Annotated in this window: 12 protein-coding genes; 2 read left to right on the forward strand and 10 right to left on the reverse strand. The window is 73.1% G+C overall.

Annotation, left to right across the window (positions count from 1 at the left end):
* Window positions 1-33: 33 nt before the first annotated feature.
* Complete coding sequence (locus tag ACPPVS_RS09930) at window positions 34-1,059, forward strand: methyltransferase (protein ID WP_426592107.1); 1,026 nt, start codon at window positions 34-36, stop codon at window positions 1,057-1,059.
* Between the two features lie 106 nt (window positions 1,060-1,165).
* Window positions 1,166-2,518, forward strand: a complete 1,353-nt coding sequence (locus ACPPVS_RS09935; RefSeq protein ID WP_426592108.1) for a hypothetical protein — start codon at window positions 1,166-1,168, stop codon at window positions 2,516-2,518.
* Here the strand turns inward: ACPPVS_RS09935 and ACPPVS_RS09940 are convergent.
* The 10 genes from ACPPVS_RS09940 to ACPPVS_RS09985 form a co-directional block, all read right to left on the reverse strand.
* The gene (locus tag ACPPVS_RS09940; RefSeq protein WP_426592109.1) at window positions 2,414-4,021 is read right to left on the reverse strand and encodes a hypothetical protein; all 1,608 of its coding nucleotides are present in this window, start codon (window positions 4,019-4,021) and stop codon (window positions 2,414-2,416) included. The two genes, ACPPVS_RS09935 and ACPPVS_RS09940, sit on opposite strands and share 105 nt — an antisense overlap.
* A 252-nt stretch (window positions 4,022-4,273) precedes the next feature.
* Complete coding sequence (locus ACPPVS_RS09945) at window positions 4,274-4,867, reverse strand: dihydrofolate reductase family protein (protein ID WP_426592110.1); 594 nt, start codon at window positions 4,865-4,867, stop codon at window positions 4,274-4,276.
* A 163-nt stretch (window positions 4,868-5,030) separates the two neighbouring features.
* The gene (locus ACPPVS_RS09950) at window positions 5,031-5,795 is read right to left on the reverse strand and encodes an ABC transporter permease (protein ID WP_426592111.1); all 765 of its coding nucleotides are present in this window, start codon (window positions 5,793-5,795) and stop codon (window positions 5,031-5,033) included.
* Window positions 5,792-6,583, reverse strand: coding sequence for an ABC transporter ATP-binding protein (locus ACPPVS_RS09955; protein ID WP_426592112.1), 792 nt, complete (start codon window positions 6,581-6,583; stop codon window positions 5,792-5,794). Before ACPPVS_RS09955 ends, ACPPVS_RS09950 begins: the two co-directional genes overlap by 4 nt.
* A gap of 33 nt (window positions 6,584-6,616) precedes the next feature.
* Window positions 6,617-7,462, reverse strand: a complete 846-nt coding sequence (locus ACPPVS_RS09960; protein ID WP_426592113.1) for a DUF4097 family beta strand repeat-containing protein — start codon at window positions 7,460-7,462, stop codon at window positions 6,617-6,619.
* Window positions 7,463-7,542: 80 nt separating this feature from the next.
* On the reverse strand, window positions 7,543-8,031 hold the full coding sequence (locus ACPPVS_RS09965) for a histidine kinase (RefSeq protein ID WP_426592114.1): 489 nt from the start codon (window positions 8,029-8,031) through the stop codon (window positions 7,543-7,545).
* 47 nt (window positions 8,032-8,078) lie between these two features.
* Window positions 8,079-9,566: an FGGY family carbohydrate kinase gene (locus ACPPVS_RS09970; protein WP_426592115.1), complete on the reverse strand. Its 1,488-nt coding sequence runs from the start codon at window positions 9,564-9,566 to the stop codon at window positions 8,079-8,081.
* Window positions 9,563-12,400: a family 78 glycoside hydrolase catalytic domain gene (locus tag ACPPVS_RS09975; RefSeq protein ID WP_426592116.1), complete on the reverse strand. Its 2,838-nt coding sequence runs from the start codon at window positions 12,398-12,400 to the stop codon at window positions 9,563-9,565. The genes ACPPVS_RS09970 and ACPPVS_RS09975 overlap by 4 nt, the downstream gene beginning before the upstream one ends.
* Window positions 12,397-13,350 (reverse strand): nucleoside hydrolase, encoded by a 954-nt coding sequence (locus tag ACPPVS_RS09980; protein ID WP_426592117.1) that lies wholly within the window; start codon window positions 13,348-13,350, stop codon window positions 12,397-12,399. Before ACPPVS_RS09980 ends, ACPPVS_RS09975 begins: the two co-directional genes overlap by 4 nt.
* The gene (locus ACPPVS_RS09985; protein WP_426592118.1) at window positions 13,332-15,845 is read right to left on the reverse strand and encodes a beta-glucosidase; all 2,514 of its coding nucleotides are present in this window, start codon (window positions 15,843-15,845) and stop codon (window positions 13,332-13,334) included. Before ACPPVS_RS09985 ends, ACPPVS_RS09980 begins: the two co-directional genes overlap by 19 nt.
* Window positions 15,846-15,870: the final 25 nt, after the last annotated feature.

Genomic DNA, 15,870 nt, shown 5'->3' on the forward strand with positions numbered 1-15,870 from the left:
GTGCATCCGGCGCCGGGTGCGGGAGCATGGAGCATGGCCGCGGCAGCGGAGGACCCAGTCGGTGACGTCGTCTGGATGATCCGCGGGCACTGGGTCACGCTCGCGCTCCGGGCCGCCGTCGACCTGGGCGTGCTCGATCACCTGGCTGCCCGGACCAGCGTCGCCGCGCTGGCGTCGGAGACCTCCTGCGACCCCGCCGACCTGCGGCGTCTGCTGCGGACGCTTGCCGACCTGGGGATGGTCGAGCTCACGGCGGACCACGTGGTCGCCACGCCCCGCGGGGCGACGTTGGCACGCGGGCACCCCAGCGGCCTGCGGGACCTGCTGCTCATGCAGACGTCGCCGCCCAACATCGCCAGCTGGCAGCGGCTCGCCGACGCCGTCCGCGCTGGTGGGTCCGTCTATGAAGCGGTGAACGGCATCGGGCCGTGGCAGTACCTGGCCGCCCACCCCGAGCAAGGCGCGATCTTCGACGCAGCGATGGCGAGGCGCGGGTCCGAGCAGGCGGCCGTCCTCGTCGCCGGCTGCGACTTCTCGGGCGTGGGCACGGTCGTCGACGTGGGTGGTGGGCGGGGTGCCATGCTGGCCGAGGTGCTGGCCGCGGTCCCCGGGCTGCGCGGCGTCGTGGCCGACCGACCGGAGGTCGCCCACGCGGCAGGGGCGTTCCTCGCCCGGTCCGGACTCGCGGACGTGGCGGTCGGCACGGCCGCTGACTTCTTCGAGTCGGTCCCGACCGGGGGCGACGTGTACACCGTGGCGAACGTCCTGCACGACTGGGCCGACCGGGACGCCGTCCGGGTCCTGCAGACCATCGGGTCCGCCATGACGCCCGCCGCGCGGCTCTGGGTCGTGGAGCGCGTCCTCGACGCCCCGGGCCGCCTGCCGGAGGCGCAGCGTGACCTCCATCTGCTCGACCTGCACATGCTGGTGATGTTCGGCGCCAGGGAGCGGACCGCCGCCGAGTACCGGGCCCTGCTCACGTCCGCGGGCTTCACTGAGGGCCGACTGATCGTGGCCGGTGGCGCTTGGGACGTCATCGAGGCCCGCCTGGCGCCTTGACGTCGTCGATCGACCAGCCGACCACAGCGTGCTGGGCTACGGTTCGCTTGCGGCTCGATAGCCGGCGCATCCTTGATCTGCACCTGACGTGGTGGGGGTTCCATTCGTGAGTGCTGTGGACGAGTCTGTCGAGATCGACGACGTGGGGCAGGTGACGCCGGCCCCCGCTCCGTGGTGGGCGCGACGCCGCAGCGTGCTGGCCGGGTTCGTCGCCCTGCACGCGTTCTTCCTGGTCACGCTCGCACCGGCCATCCTGGGCGGGGGCGTCGACGGCGACCTGGGGTTGTACCGGTCGTGGGCCCTCGGGGGCCTGCACCACGGGCAGTGGCCGGGTCTCTCCGTTCCGGGCGTCTACCCGGTCGGCGCGCTCGCGCCCATCCTCGCCGCCGCCGTCGCCGGGCCGTTCTTCTTCCAGCTGGTCTGGTTCGCCATGGTCACCGCACTGAACGCTCTGGCAACCTTCGTGCTCGTGCGCGGCGGTTCGAGCACGGGCTACCGGGCGGCCTGGTGGTGGATGGCGTTCCTCCTCCTCGTGTACCCCGTCGATCTGCTGCGGCTCGAAGGGATCACGGCGCCGCTCGTCGTCGTCGGCCTCCTGCTGGTGGCCCGACGTCCGGTGGTCGCCGGGGTGCTGCTGAGCGTGGCAGCGTGGATCAAGGTGTGGCCGGCAGCGGTCGTCCTGGCCGTCGTCACGGCGCACCGACGGCGGTGGCCGGTGCTCGGCGCAGCCGTGGCTGTCTCGACCGGGGTCGTCGTGGCCGTCGCCTCGCTCGGCGGGATGAGCCATCTCACGGGCTTCCTGGGCACGCAGGCCGATCGGGGGCTGCAGCTCGAGGCGCCCGTGACGACGCCGTGGGTGTGGATGGAAGCCCTGGGCGCCTCGAACACCTACGTGTGGAACAACACCGTCCTGAGCACCGAGGAGGTCCACGGGCCGGGAGACGGTGTCGCGGTGACCCTGATGGGCATCGCGATGCCGATCGCGCTCGCGCTCGTCCTCGCGCTCATCGTCTGGGTGCTCCGCGGCGTCGGCCCGTCGCCGGAGCTGGTGCTGCTGGGGGCGCTCGCCCTGGTGACCGCGCTCTTCGTGTTCAACAAGGTGGGGTCGCCGCAGTACGTGCTGTGGATCGGACCGATCGTCGCCGTCGGCATCCGGCAGGGTCCGTTCGGATGGCGCGTCCCGGCCACGGTGCTGCTGGTGATCGCGGGGCTGACGACGCTCGTCTTCCCGACCATGTACTCGCACCTCGTCGACGGGGACCTGCTGCCCGCCGTCGCCCTGACCCTGCGGAACGCGCTGCTGGTGGTCCTGATGGGCTGGGCGGTCGCCCGGTTGTTCGCCCTGCGGCGGGGGTCAGTCCCCGCACTCCTCCACGTTCGTGCCGGGGAGGAGCGCGTCGAGGCTGGCGGCGGCGACCACGACCTGCGGACGGTCGACGCGCACGGTCAGCCAACCTGACCGAGTCTCCTCGATGCAGGCGTCGCCGCTCACCACCTTCCAGAGCCTGCTGGCGTGGATCCGGACCAGCGTCGACCCGGGTCGGGTCACGTCCAGCGTGAACTCCTGCGTGCCCAGGTGGATCAGGTGCCCCGCGCCCGTGGCCAGCGGCGGTGTGCCCTCCACCGACCAGACCTTCCAGTGGGCGTCCTGCCAGACGAGGTGCAGGTACGCCGGCGGGTGCTTGAGGATCGCGGCCTCGGCCAGGCCGCCCGTGTCGAGCGGGACGTCCGGCAGCGCCACCAGGCTGACCGCGTTGTCCCGCAACCACCGCGCGTACCTGGTGGACGTCAGCGTGTCGTACAGGACCGCGTTGTCGGCGAGGTCGGTCTGGCGTTCCCACCCGCGCGCCAGCGGGTAGTCCGGCGCGACATAGCTGACCTCCCAGTGGCCGCGGGTGAACGGGATCTCCAGACGGCCGGTGCTCGGCTGCGTGGCGAGATACGACATCAGGCCCGAGTAGTACGAGGCCAGACCGGACGCGGGGCGCTCGCCGAAGACCGAGCCCTCTGCGGGCTGCGCGGTCCACGCGACGGCGAGCCCGAGCACGACCAGCGATCCGACGAGCCGGCGGGGCGTGTGTCGCGACGCCACGGCCGCGGCAGCCGGCAGCGCCATGACCTGGCTGAGGCGGGCGATGTTGCCGCCCACCGGGTTCGGGATGACGAAGCACGCCACCGCCGCCACGGCATAGAGCGGCACGAAGCGCACCGTGAACGCACGCAGGGCGACCATCTGCACCGGGACGACGGCCCACACGACGGCACAGAACGCCAGGACGCACACGAGAGAGATCCAGGGGAACGGCATCGGGCCGCCCGCTCCCCCCACGGCCACCGCGACGGCGACGCCGCCGACCGCCGGGATCAGGGCCGTCAGCCGACGCCACGACCTGTCGGCGCTCAGGCCCGCCGCGACGAGCAGCAGCAGCGCGCCCGCCAACGGGCTGGCGAGCGAGCAGGCCAGGGACAGCGCGGCCGCCAGGCCCCAGCCCAGGCGCCCGGGGACGCTCCGCACGGCGACGACGGCCGAGACGCCGAAGGCGACGCCGAGGAGGAACGGGATCTGGCCGATGACCAGCGCCACGGTGAGCATGGCGACGACCGCCGCCTCGAACAGTCCGCGCCGTGCCGGCGCGACACCGACGCGGAGGAGCCGGGGGGCCACGACAGCCGCGAGGACGGTGGCGACGACCCCGGTACCTGCGGCGCCGAGCTCGTGCGCGAGCAACGGGTACAGCACGGAGTAGCCCGGCAGGGCGTGCCCGGCGTACCAGTTGTCGTTCCACACCAGGAACGCGCTCGACCGCGCCAGCTCGGCGCGGAACTCCTGCGCGGGCCAGTCCGGTCCCCAGCGCGCGAACGACACGACGAGCAACGACAGGGCCGCCATCGCCGTTGCCGCGGTGGCTGGGGGGACGGTCGGCCGCGCGACACCGACCGCGTCCTCACGGACGCCGCTCATCGCGCTCTCCGGTCCGGCACGGGCGAGCACCCCGAGCTGGTGGCAGCAAACGGCTGGGCTCTCATCGCTCACGGCCCGACCGCGCCCGAGGCTCGCGTACGGCCGACACGGCGCGGGGTGCGACTCGGTTCGCGAACATGCTGGTGACAGACCCTTTTCGCGAGTGGGGCATCTGGACCGATCCGGAGCAGGATGCTCGGGGATGTCCAGTATGCCGCCCCCACCTCGGCGTGCGGGTCCGAACGTGGCCGACTACGTGGGACGCACCGGGTAGCGCAGGTGCGTGACCCCGACGCCCGGGATCACGGTCGGCGAGCCGAGCCGGGCCGGCGTCGCATCGAGATGCTCGAACAGCCGGACTCCCGAGCCGAGGAGGACCGCCGCGACGTCGACGGCGATCTCGTCGAGAAGACCGGCGTTCAGGCACTGCTGGATGGTGTCGGCGCCGTGGACGCCCACCGCCTTCCCGGCGGCGGCGGCGGTCGCCTGGTGCACGGCGCTCTCGATGCCGTCGGTGACGAAGTGGACGCTCGAGCCGGGCCGCGGCCATCCGTCGGGGATCTCGTGCGCCAGGACGAATGCCGGTCCCCAGGCGTGGTTCCCGCCCCAGCCGCCGGCGGCCTCGAACGTGCGACGACCGGTGAGCATCGCACCCAGCTCGGAGACGAGACCATTCAGGTGCCTGGCGCTGGGCTCGAAGACCCGGAACGTCATGGGGTCCGAGCCACCGGTGCGGATCTCGACGTCCCCGGAGGTGTACCAGTCGAACACCTCGGCCACGCCGCCGTCCGGGTCGGCCACATAGCCGTCGAGGGACATGGACATGATGGCGACAACCTTGCTCATCGGACACTCCTGCCTGTCGCGGCGGTCCCGACGACCACCCTCCTCCCCCGCTCGTCGAACGGCACGTCGCCGGTGCGACAGGAGGCGCGGACCGGGTTCGGCGGCGACACGTCGACGGCCGCCTCGGCAGGTGCGCCGAGACGGCCATCCGGGGCGGGAGCCCCTACCGGATCCTGCGCCGGTAGACGGCCATCGCGCCGAGGTAGCCCAGGGCGAGGATGCCGACGCACCAGGCGAGGGCGACCCAGATGTCGCTGCCGACCGGCTCCCCCGCGAACAACGCGTGGATCGAGTTGACGATCGACGTGACCGGCTGGTTCTCGGCGAACGCACGCACCGGACCGGGCATGGTGGCGGTAGGGACGAACGCGGAGCTGATGAACGGCAGGAAGATCAGCGGGTAGGAGAACCCGGCGGCACCGTCCACCGACTTCGCCGACAGCCCGGCCAGGACGGCGACCCAGGTGAGCGCCAGGGTGAACAGGGCCAGGATCCCCGCCACGGCGAGCCAGGCCAGCGGGCCCGCGGAGGTGCGGAAGCCCATGAGGAAGCCCACCGCCACGATGATGACGACCGTGATCCCGTTGGAGACCAGTGACGTCAGGACGTGGGCCCACAGCACCGAGGACCGTGCGATCGGCATGGAGTGGAACCGCTCGAAGATGCCGCTCTGCAGGTCGGTGAACAGCCGGACCGCGGTGTACGCGATGCCGGACGCGATCGCGATCAGCAGGATCCCCGGCAGCAGGTAGGTGACGTAGCTGTCGCTGCCCGTGTCGATCGCGCCGCCGAGCACGTAGACGAACAGCAGCATGATCGCGATCGGGGTGATCGCCGTCGTGATGATCGTGTCCACGCTGCGGGTGATGTGCCGCATCGAGCGGCCCGTGAGATCGGTGGTGTCGGAGAAGAAGTGTGTGGTCGTCATGACAGTTCCTCACTGGTCTCGGTGGTGGCGTTCTGGTTCCCGACGAGGGCCAGGAAGATCTCCTCGAGCGTCGGCTGCTTCTCGACGTACTCGACCTTCGCCGGCGGGATGAGCTGCTTGAGCTCGGCGAGCGTGCCGTTCGCGATGATGCATCCCTGATGCAGGATGGCGATCCGGTCCGCGAGCTGCTCGGCCTCGTCGAGGTACTGCGTGGTGAGCAGCACGGTGGTGCCGCTCTTCGCGAGGCCCTGGATCACCTGCCACACGTCGAGCCGCGCCTCGGGGTCGAGCCCGGTGGTGGGCTCGTCGAGGAAGATCACGGTCGGGTGCCCGATCAGGCTCATCGCGATGTCGAGGCGACGACGCATGCCTCCGGAGTACGTCGACACCTTGCGGGTGGCGGCGTCCGACAGGTTGAACTGCGCCAAGAGGTCGTCCGCCACCCGGCCGGGGTCGTCCTGGTGCCGCAGCTTGGCGACGAGCACCAGGTTCTCGCGGCCCGAGAGGATCTCGTCGACCGCGGCGAACTGCCCGGTCAGGCTGATGGACTCCCGGACGCGCAGCGGGTCCGTGGCGACGTCGTAGCCGTTGACCGTGGCCGTGCCGGCGTCCGAGCGCAGCAGCGTGGACAGGATCCGCACGATCGTCGTCTTGCCGGCGCCGTTGGAGCCGAGCAGGGCGAAGATGCTGCCCGCCGCCACCTCGAAGTCCACGCCGCGCAGGACGTGCAGGTCCTTGTACGACTTCTCCATGCTGGATACCCGGATCGCGGGTGCTGTGGTGCTCATGAGCTGGGTCTTCCTTTCTGTGGAGCCCGCGGGTCAGCGAGCGCGCTGGATGGTGATGTCGCCGGACTGGGTGCGTGCCCGTACCGCGACGGTCTGCTCGGACTCGTCGGGAGCGCGGTTGTCGGCGAGCTGGTTGCGCACGTGTCCGAGCTTCGAGGAGAGGTCGAGCCACGCCGGGACGTCTGCTCGGACGTCGATCGAGATCTGGCCGAAGCCGCTCTCGACCTGGATCGAGCCGCTGGACACCTCTCGCAGCGAGATGGCGCCGTAGGCGGTCTTGGCGGCGACGGAGCCGAGCGCCCGGGCGACCTCGAGGTCCCCGTAGGAGAGCTTGGCCTCGAGGTCGCCGCCGGACAACTCGACCTGAATCGAGCCGTGCGACGCCTTCAGGACTGCGTCACGGGTGACGGTTCCGATCCTGATCTGACCGTGGTCGGCCACGATCTCGGCCGATCCCTGCGCCGTGCCGACCGTCACGTTGCCGTGCCCGGCCTTCAGCCACAGGTCGCCCGTGGTGTCGAGGTCGACGGTGCCCATCGAGCTCTTGACCCGGGTGGCGCCCAGCCGCCCGGTGACGCGGACACCGCCGACCGAGACCTCGGCCGTGAAGCGGGACCCGGAGGGCAGCTCGACCCGGACGTCGACGGACTCGTTCGGGCCGATCCAGCTGAGGCGCGGCTTGGGGCCTGTGACGGAGACCCGCCGGCCGTCGAAGTCGACCCGCGTCTCCTCCGCGCCGCGACGGTCGACCGCCTTGGCCGGGTTGGTCGGCGACACGGTCACGACGGTGTCGTCCCGGTCGCCGGCGACGATGTCGAGGGCACCGACCTGCAGGTTGATCACGAGGTCGATCGGGGTGGGGGTGTGGAACGTGGGCATGCTGACGCCTCCTTGATTTCGGGTGTGCTGGTCCGGCCCCGCGGGTCTGCGTGGCTGGTGGAGTGGTGGGTCGGGCGGGGTTAGCGCGCCCAACCGGCGAAGCTGTCGCCGGTTCGCAGCGTGCGCTGCGCGGATCGTCGTTGTCGGGGCTGCAGGGCGGCCGCGACCGCTCGCACGAGCCAGGAGTTGACGGACAGGCCGTCCGCCGCGGCGGCCTCGTCCACCCGCACCTTGAGGGCGTCGGGCAGGCGGAGCGTGGTGCGCGAGGTGCTCACGTCGTCGAGGTCGACGGGTGCCGCGGGCGCGTCGTCGTGGTCGGGCTCGGTGCTCGACTGCGTCACGACGAACTCGACCTCACGGCCGCGCAGCCGAAGGTCCACCGAGCCGGGGGCGAGGTCGCGCGTGATCTCGCCGACCGCCGCCGACAGCACGTCCAGCAGCACGAGCCGCGTCGCGGCCTCAAGTCCGCCGGCCAGCCGTTCGGCGACGGCGCGCGTCTCCGCCGTGCCGTTCTCGGCGGCGTCCGCCAGCTGCCGCTGCAAGTCGCTCACGTAGGTGTCGAGGTCCATAGCACCATCGTGACACCATCGTGGTGTCACGTCAAGCGTTAGTGGTGTCAGATGGTGTGCGGTGTCGATCGGGACCGCGCGACCGCGTCGCGCCAGGCCGTCCGTCGTGCCCGCCGCTGGACGTCGTCGATCGCAGGGACGACTGTTCGGCCACCGGCCGACGGCGCGCTCGCACGCGACTCGGGGAGGCCCTGCAGGGTCGTGCCGGCCAGCAACGCGACGCCGACCGCCGACGCCTCGGCGACGTCGGCCGTGCGGACCGGCCGGCCGAGCAGGTCCGCCTGGATCTGCATCAGCGTGGCGCTGGCCGTGGCACCGCCGTCGGCGACGATCTCGATGATCTCGGCGTCCGTGGCGACCGCGTCGACGACGTCGACGACCTGGTGCGCGACGGACTCGAGCGCGGCGCGGGCCAGGTGCGCGCGCGTGGTTCCCGCCGTCATCCCCGTCAGCACGGCCGTCGCTGCGCGGTCCCAGTACGGCGCACCGAGGCCCGCGAAGGCCGGCACCAGGCTGACGCCGCCCGCGTCCGGCACCTGGTCCGCCAGCCCCGACACCACGGCGCCGCCGGGCCGGTCGGGGTCCGTGCCGATGATCGTCGCCATCCAGTCGAGGGCGGACCCGCTGGACAGGATGTTTCCCTCGCGCGCGTACGTCGGCCCGTCGGCGGTGAGCCACGCGACCGTGGTCGCGATCCCGTCGGGGGCACCGTCCGGCGCGACGCACGGGACCATGACCGACGAACCGGTCCCGTAGGTGACCTTGGCGCGGCCCGGCGCCCCGGACCCGTGCGCGTAGAGCGCGGAGTGCGAGTCGGCGAGCACCGCGGCCACGGGCAGGCCCGCCGGGAGGACCCCGAGGTCGGTGCTCACCCCGAAGCCGCCGTCCGACGCCCTGACCTCGGCCAGCGCGCCGCGCGGGACCCCGAAGACGTCCAGCAGCTCGGGGTGCCAGTCCAGGTCCACGAGGTCGAGGAGCAGGGTCCTCGACGCGTTCCCCGCGTCGGTGGCAAAGTCCCCCGTGAGGTTCCAGACGAGCCACGAGTCGACGGTGCCCAGGCACACGTCGGCGGCGGGTACGCCCTGGGCGACCGCCGCGTCGAGCAGCCATCGCATCTTGGGTGCCGAGTACATGGCATCGAGCGTGAGCCCGGTCCGCGTGCGCACCAGCTCGGCGTGGCCCTGCGCGACCAGACGCGCACACGCGTCAGCCGTCCGGCCGTCCTGCCAGCCGAGCACGGGCCCCAGCGGGACACCGGTGCGTCGGTGCCACGCGACCACCGACTCACGCTGGTTGGAGACCGCCAGCGCGACCGGGACCAGGCCGTCGGCCGCCTCCAGGCATGCAGCCACGGCGGTCAGGGTGGCCGACCAGATCTCGGCCGCGTCCTGCTCGACCCAGCGCGGCGCCGGGAACGAGATGCCGACCGGGCACGTTCCGCGGGCGACGACCGACCCGGTCCGGGTGGTCAGCACCGCCTTGGCGTTCGTCGTGCCCAGGTCGATGGCCAGCACGAGCGGCTCCGGCGCGGTCACGAGCCGATCGCCTTCTCGATCCGCGCCAGCGCGTCGGGCGTCAGGAGCATGAGCGACTGACGCAGCGTGGTGTCGGCGCGCCACCGGCCGTCGGACGTCCAGCCGTGGGCGAACCCGTACGACTCGGCGGCGCAGGCCGCGAGCAGCGTCTCGCGCGCCTGGTCGTCGTCCATGAACGCCGACATCGGCGTGTCCAGGTCCCAGACCGGACGCCCCGGTTCCGGCGCGACCTGCACGGTGCAGGTGAGAGCGTGCTCCCCCGACCCGACGTCCGTGGACACCCCCGTCGGCAGGGTCACCCGCGCGCGCATACCGGCCGGGACGTGCACGTGCAGGGCGAACGTCCCCTCCTCGAGCGTCCAGGCGACCGTGACGACGCCGTACCCGGTGTCGAGCGAGCACTCGGCCGACGTCAGACCGCCGCCCGGCACGGGCGCCACGTCGACCACCCGCGACCCCGGCTCCGCGGTGGCGATCCCGCCGATCCGGCGGTGCAGGAAGTCGCCCACGGCGCCCAGGGCGTAGTGGTTGAACGACGTCATCTCGCCCGGGTTGATCGTCCCGTCGGGGAGCATCGAGTCCCACCGCTCCCAGATCGTGGTCGCGCCCATCGTCACCGGGTACAGCCAGGACGGGCACTCGCGCTCCAGGAGCAGGCGGAAGGCCACGTCGCCGTGCCCGCCGGTCGTGAGGGCGTCGGCGACGATCGGGGTCCCGACGAAACCCGTCCCGATCCGGTAGCCGTGCGCGCGGACGAGCTCCGCGAGGCGGTCGCCGAGCGGGCCGAGGCGTTCGGCGTCGACCAGGCCGAAGGCGATCGCGAGCCCGTAGGCGGTCTGGGCGTCGGACATCATCCGGCCCGCCGGCGTGACGAACTCCGCGAGGAACGCGGTACGGATCCGGTCGGCCAGGGCCGTGTACCTCACGGCGTCCGCGGCGCGGCCCAGCACGCGCGCGGCCCGCGCCAGGGCCACGCACGAGCGGAAGTAGTAGGCGCTCGCCACGATGTCCGCGTCGGTGCGGGCGGCGGCCGGGCGGTCCGGCGGGGCGGCGGGATCCAGCCAGTCGCCGAACTGGAACCCCCCGGTCCACAGGTCGCGGTCGCCGGCCAGCGCGCGCACGTCCTCGACCCACGCCGCCATGCTCCGGTACTGGGCCGCAAGCACGGACGCGTCGCCGTACCGGTCGTACAGCGCGTCGGGCACGAGCGTCGCCGCATCGCCCCAGGCGGCCGCCGGCGGCATCGGGTACGGCAACGGGTCGGGGACGACGACCGGCACCGACGTCCCGCGATCCTGCTCGACCGCCAGGTCGCGCAGCCAGGAGCCGAGGAAGCCCGACACGTCGTAGAGGAAGCTCGCGGTGGGCGTGAAGACCTGGATGTCCCCGGTCCAGCCCAGTCGCTCGTCGCGCTGCGGGCAGTCCGTCGGCAGCGAGACCGCGTTGCCGCGCAGGCCCCAGACGATGTTCTCGTGCAACCGGTTGAGCAGCGGGTCGGACGTCGTCAGGTGCCCCGTGCGGACCAGGTCCGTGTGCAGCACCTCGGCGACCACGGCCCCGGGGTCCAGGTCACCGGGCCAGCCGGTCACCTCGGCGTACCGGAAGCCGTGGTACGTGAACCGGGGGTGCCAGTCCAGCGGGCCGTCGCCGGCCAGGACCAGGCTGTCGGTCGCCTTGGCGAACCGTAGCGGACGGACTCCGAGCTCACCGTGCTCGAGCACCTCGGCGTGCCGGAGCGTGATCGTCGTGCCCGCCGGGCCGTCCACCCGCAGCCGGAGGCGCCCGACGAGGTTCTGGCCGAAGTCGAGCACGGTCGCGCCGGACGCCGTGGTCAGGACGTCGCGCACCGGCACGGACTCGGTGACCCGCACGGGAGGCGACGAGGCCGGGACGAGCCGGTCGAGCCGTGCCTCCTCCGCACGCGGGTCGCCGGCCAGGACGTCCGCGAGCAGCGCGGCCGGCCCGCCTCCCGGCAGGCTCGTGCCGGGCGTCTCCAGGGCGTCGTCGGCCAGCCGCGCATCGTGGGACTCGCCCTGGTAGATGCTCGCGGAGGTCACCGGACCCACCGTCGAGACGGTCCAGTCGGTCCCGGTCGTCACCCAGGTCACGTCGCCGTCGGCGTCGACCAGGCGCAGCTGCGCCGCCAGTGCGACGGGCCCGAGGTAGGCGCGCTGGAAGTGCCCGTCGAAGCCGAAGCGCTCGCCGTACCAGCCCTCGCCCACCGTGGCGCCGAGCACGACGGGTCGGTCGGCCGCCGCGGCGGAGATCTCGTGCGTGACGTCGTACGTCGAGAAGGCCAGGACGTCGCGGTAGGCGGTCCAGCCCGGGGAGAGCTCCTCGTCACCGACCCGCCGACCGGCGAGGGTCACGTCGACGACGCCGTGGGCCGTGACCGACAGCACCGCGCTGACCACGGTCGCCGGGCGCGTGAGCTCGGTGCGGAACCGCACGGTCCCCCGCTCGGGCCAGTGGGTCGCGGGGTCGAGGGTGATGAACGGCGCCCGCCAGTCCTGCGGGTCGAGCGGGCCTGTGCGCACGACGGTCCATGCGCTCCACCCCGTCGACGACCCCGGCGCGCCCGACGGCCGCACCCGAACCTCGGCGCTCGTGTACGGGCCCAGCGGCGCGAACGGCCAGGCCACCCTCTGGGCCACCGGCCCGGCCACCTCGGCTCCCGTGATCACGCCGTCGAGCCGCAGCTCGACCCGGGCTCGGGTCTGCTCCCAGCCCGGCTCGTCGCTCTCGACCGCCCACGACACCGACGGGGTGCCGGTCGCCAGGAACTCCGGGCGTCCGCGGTCCCCGACCCACAGACCGACGACCCGGACGCTCATGCGGCGTGCCGTGCCAGCTTGGCGACCAGGTCCTCGAGCATCAACCGCACGTCCAGGTGCGTGTAGACCCGGATCGGTCGGCCGCTCTGCCGGGCGACGTAGCGACCCTCGTCGTCGATCCCCGGCGCCGGCACGGTGACGTACCGGGACGAGGAGGGGTCGGGCTCGAACGAGGACTGCAGGGCCGTGAGCAGCACCAGCGGGCTGTCGCCCAGGATGTAGACCTCGCCCGAGTCGAACCCGTGGGCGGCGGCCATCTCGACGACGTCCTGGAGCCGGCTCACCAGGTGCTCGCCGATCGCACCGTGCGGGCGCACGCGCGTCTCCAGCTCGGCGAAGCTCATCATCGCCTGCCGGTACGCGTCGCGGGGCACCTGCCACAGCGGGATCGGCGAGTCGAACACGACCTGCGCGGCCGTGATGTCGATCCGCAGGTTGTACTCCGAGACCTCCGGCCCGCCCGGGCGCGGCGGCGCCACGGCCAGTCCGTCGTGCTCCGGGCCCCCGATCCAGACGGCCGTCAGGCGCTCGGCGATGCGAGGCTCGAGCAGGTACGCGCTGGCCAGCTCGGTCAACCCGGCTCCGAGCGTGACGTAGAGCGGGAGGTCGGACTCTCGCATCGCCTCGGCGACGATCGCCTCGGCCGCCGCGGAGCGGATGGGGGTGCTCCGGTCGACGAGAGCCGTGTTGGAGCCCTCGATCGTGGTGATGGCACCCGTCAGGCCGAGCAGGTCGACGACGACGTCCGCGGCCTGCCGGGCCTTCGTCGCCGTGATCGGCGACGAGTCGAACGGGTCGCCGGCGCGCAGGTGCGAGCCGATCACCGCGCGGACGTCCACCGACGGCGAGAGCAGCAGGTGGGCGAGCTGGACCAGGCCGTCGGGGTCGCCGGAGTAGTCGTTGTCCGTGATGACCCGCAGTCGCGCGCCCATCAGCTCGTCTCCGTCCACACGAGCTCCTCCACGAGCGGAAGGTCCGCGCTGGAAGGCCCGACCTCGAGCGTGAAGGTTCCGGGCTCGACCGTCCAGCCGTGCGTGTCCACGTCCCAGTGGGCGAGCGCCCGGCAGGGCAGACCGATCCCCACGGTGACGGACTCGCCCGGGCCCGCGACCGCGGCGGCGAAGCCCACGAGCCAGCGCACCGGGCGCTCGACCTCGCTGCCCGGCCGGGACGCGTACACCTGCACCACCTGGCGTCCGGTGCGGGAGCCCGTGTTGCGCAGGGTCACGTCGACCTCGCCGGGTCCGTCGCCGGTCGGGGTCACGGGCACCCCGACGGACTCGAACTCCCAGGACGTGTAGCCCAGGCCGTGCCCGAACGCGTAGCGGGCCGTGCGGGCCGAGTTGCGGTAGCCGACGAGGAGCCCCTCGTCGTACCGGACCACGCCGTCGACGGGAGTGCCCGACGGGAGCTCCGACTCGTCCCGCGGCCACGTGGTGGGCAGGCGGCCCCCGGGCTCGACGACCCCGAGCAGCACGTCGGCCAGCGCGTCCCCGAACTCCTGCCCGGGGAACCACGCGATCAGCACGGCGGCGACCTCGTCGGCCCAGGGCATGAGCACCGGTGCGCCGGCGTTGACGACGACGACCGTGCGGGGGTTGGCCGCGGACACCCGGGAGACGAGCTCGTCCTGCCGACCCGGCAACGCCAACGTGTCGCGGTCGTAGCCCTCGGACTCGACCTCCTCGTTGGTGCCGACGACCACCACGGCGACGTCGGCGGCGGCAGCCTGCGCGACGGCCAGCTCGATCGCCGCGTCGTCGTCCGCGTGCGGGGGTTCGACGTTGAGCTGGATCATCGGGCCGAGCGACAGACCCTCCGGCGAGGTCGCGGCGCCCGCGAGCTCGTGCCGGAGCACGACGTCGACCGACTCGCCGGCGGCCAGCACGACGCGGTGCAGCCCCTGCGGCGGCGTCATCATGCCCTCGACGAGGTCTGCACCCGGCGGGAGCACCAGCTCGGTGTCGATCACGCGTGAGCCGTCGAGCGTCAGCCGGAACCGACCCAGGCCGGAACCGCCGATCTCCCAGGCACCGGCGGTGGTCGCCGTGACGCAGGTGGCGACCTCGACCGCCACGGCGCCCGAGGCGGCGGCGGGGACGCCGGCGAGCCAGTTGAACGTCCCGCCGGTGCGGGGTTCGGTGAGCAGCGCCGTGCCGTCGGCCGAGACGTACCGGATCTCGACGCCTGGGGTGCCGTCGGGTCGGCTGGTGAAGGCGTCCCGGGCCGGCGAGGTCCGCGCGTGCGCGCGGACGCCCTCGCCGAAGGTGACGTCGACGTCCGCACCGAGCGCCGCGCGGATGCCGTCCAGCGGGGACACGGTGTACGGCGGGTAGACCGTCGCGCTCCCGCCGCCCAGCGTGCGGCCGACCTCGGCGTTGGGTCCGAGGACCGCGACCCGCGCCAGCGTGCGAGGCGCGAGCGGCAGCACGCCGTCGTTGCGGGCCAGGACGAAACCGGCCGCCGCGTCGGCCCGGAGCTGTGCCGCGACCGCGGGCTCCGTGAACGTCGGGGCCTGTGCGACCGCCTCGATCCCGTCGAGTGCGCCGACGCGGGCGGCGAGGCGCAGGATGCGCAGCACGTGGTCGTCGATCCGCGCCTCGTCCACGTCGCCGGTGCGCACCGCGTCGACCAGTGCGGCGCCCCACGGCCCGACCGGCCCGGGCATCGCCAGGTCCAGGCCTCCCGTGGCCGCGGCCACGGTCGATCGCGTGGCGAACCAGTCCGACATCGTCACGCCGTCGAACCCCCACTCGTCCTGCAGGACGTCGCGCAGCAGCGAGCTCTCGGTGGCCGTGGTCCCGTTCACCTGGTTGTACGCGGCCATGACGGCCCAGACGCCGCCCTCGCGGACGATCGCCTCGAAGGGCGCCAGGTACAGCTCGCGCAGGGTCCGCTCGTCCACCAGGGCGTCGACCGACATCCGGTCGGTCTCGGTGTCGTTGGCGACGAAGTGCTTGACCGTCGCGCCGACGCCGCCGGCCTGCACCCCGCGCACGTAGGCGACGCCGATCCGGGCGGTGAGGAACGGGTCCTCGGAGAAGTTCTCGAAGTGTCGGCCGCCGTAGGGCGTGCGGTGCAGGTTGACGGTCGGGGCCAGCTGCACGTCGACTCCCTTGCGCCGGGCCTCGGCGGCCAGCAGAAGCCCGAGCGCCTCGACGCGGTCGGGGTCCCACGTCGCGGCGAGCGCGGTGGGCGAGGGGACGTTGGCGGACGTGTCGCGCTCGTCCCAGAACTCGCCGCGGATGCCCGCCGGGCCGTCCGAGACGACGAGGCGGCGCAGTCCCGCGGCCGGCTCGGCGTGCAGCGACCAGAAGTCGGCGCCGGTCATCAGCGTGACCTTCTGCTCCAGGGTGAGCGCGGCGAGCCGACGGGCCAGGTCGCCCTCGTCGACGGCGGGGACGGAGGCGGGGGCGTGGGCGGGGCTGACGGTCTTCTCGGTCATGAGGTTCTCCGGTGGGTTCGTCGTC

The organism is Cellulomonas sp. McL0617, assembly GCF_049994875.1.
Taxonomy (GTDB): Bacteria; Actinomycetota; Actinomycetes; order Actinomycetales; family Cellulomonadaceae; genus Cellulomonas.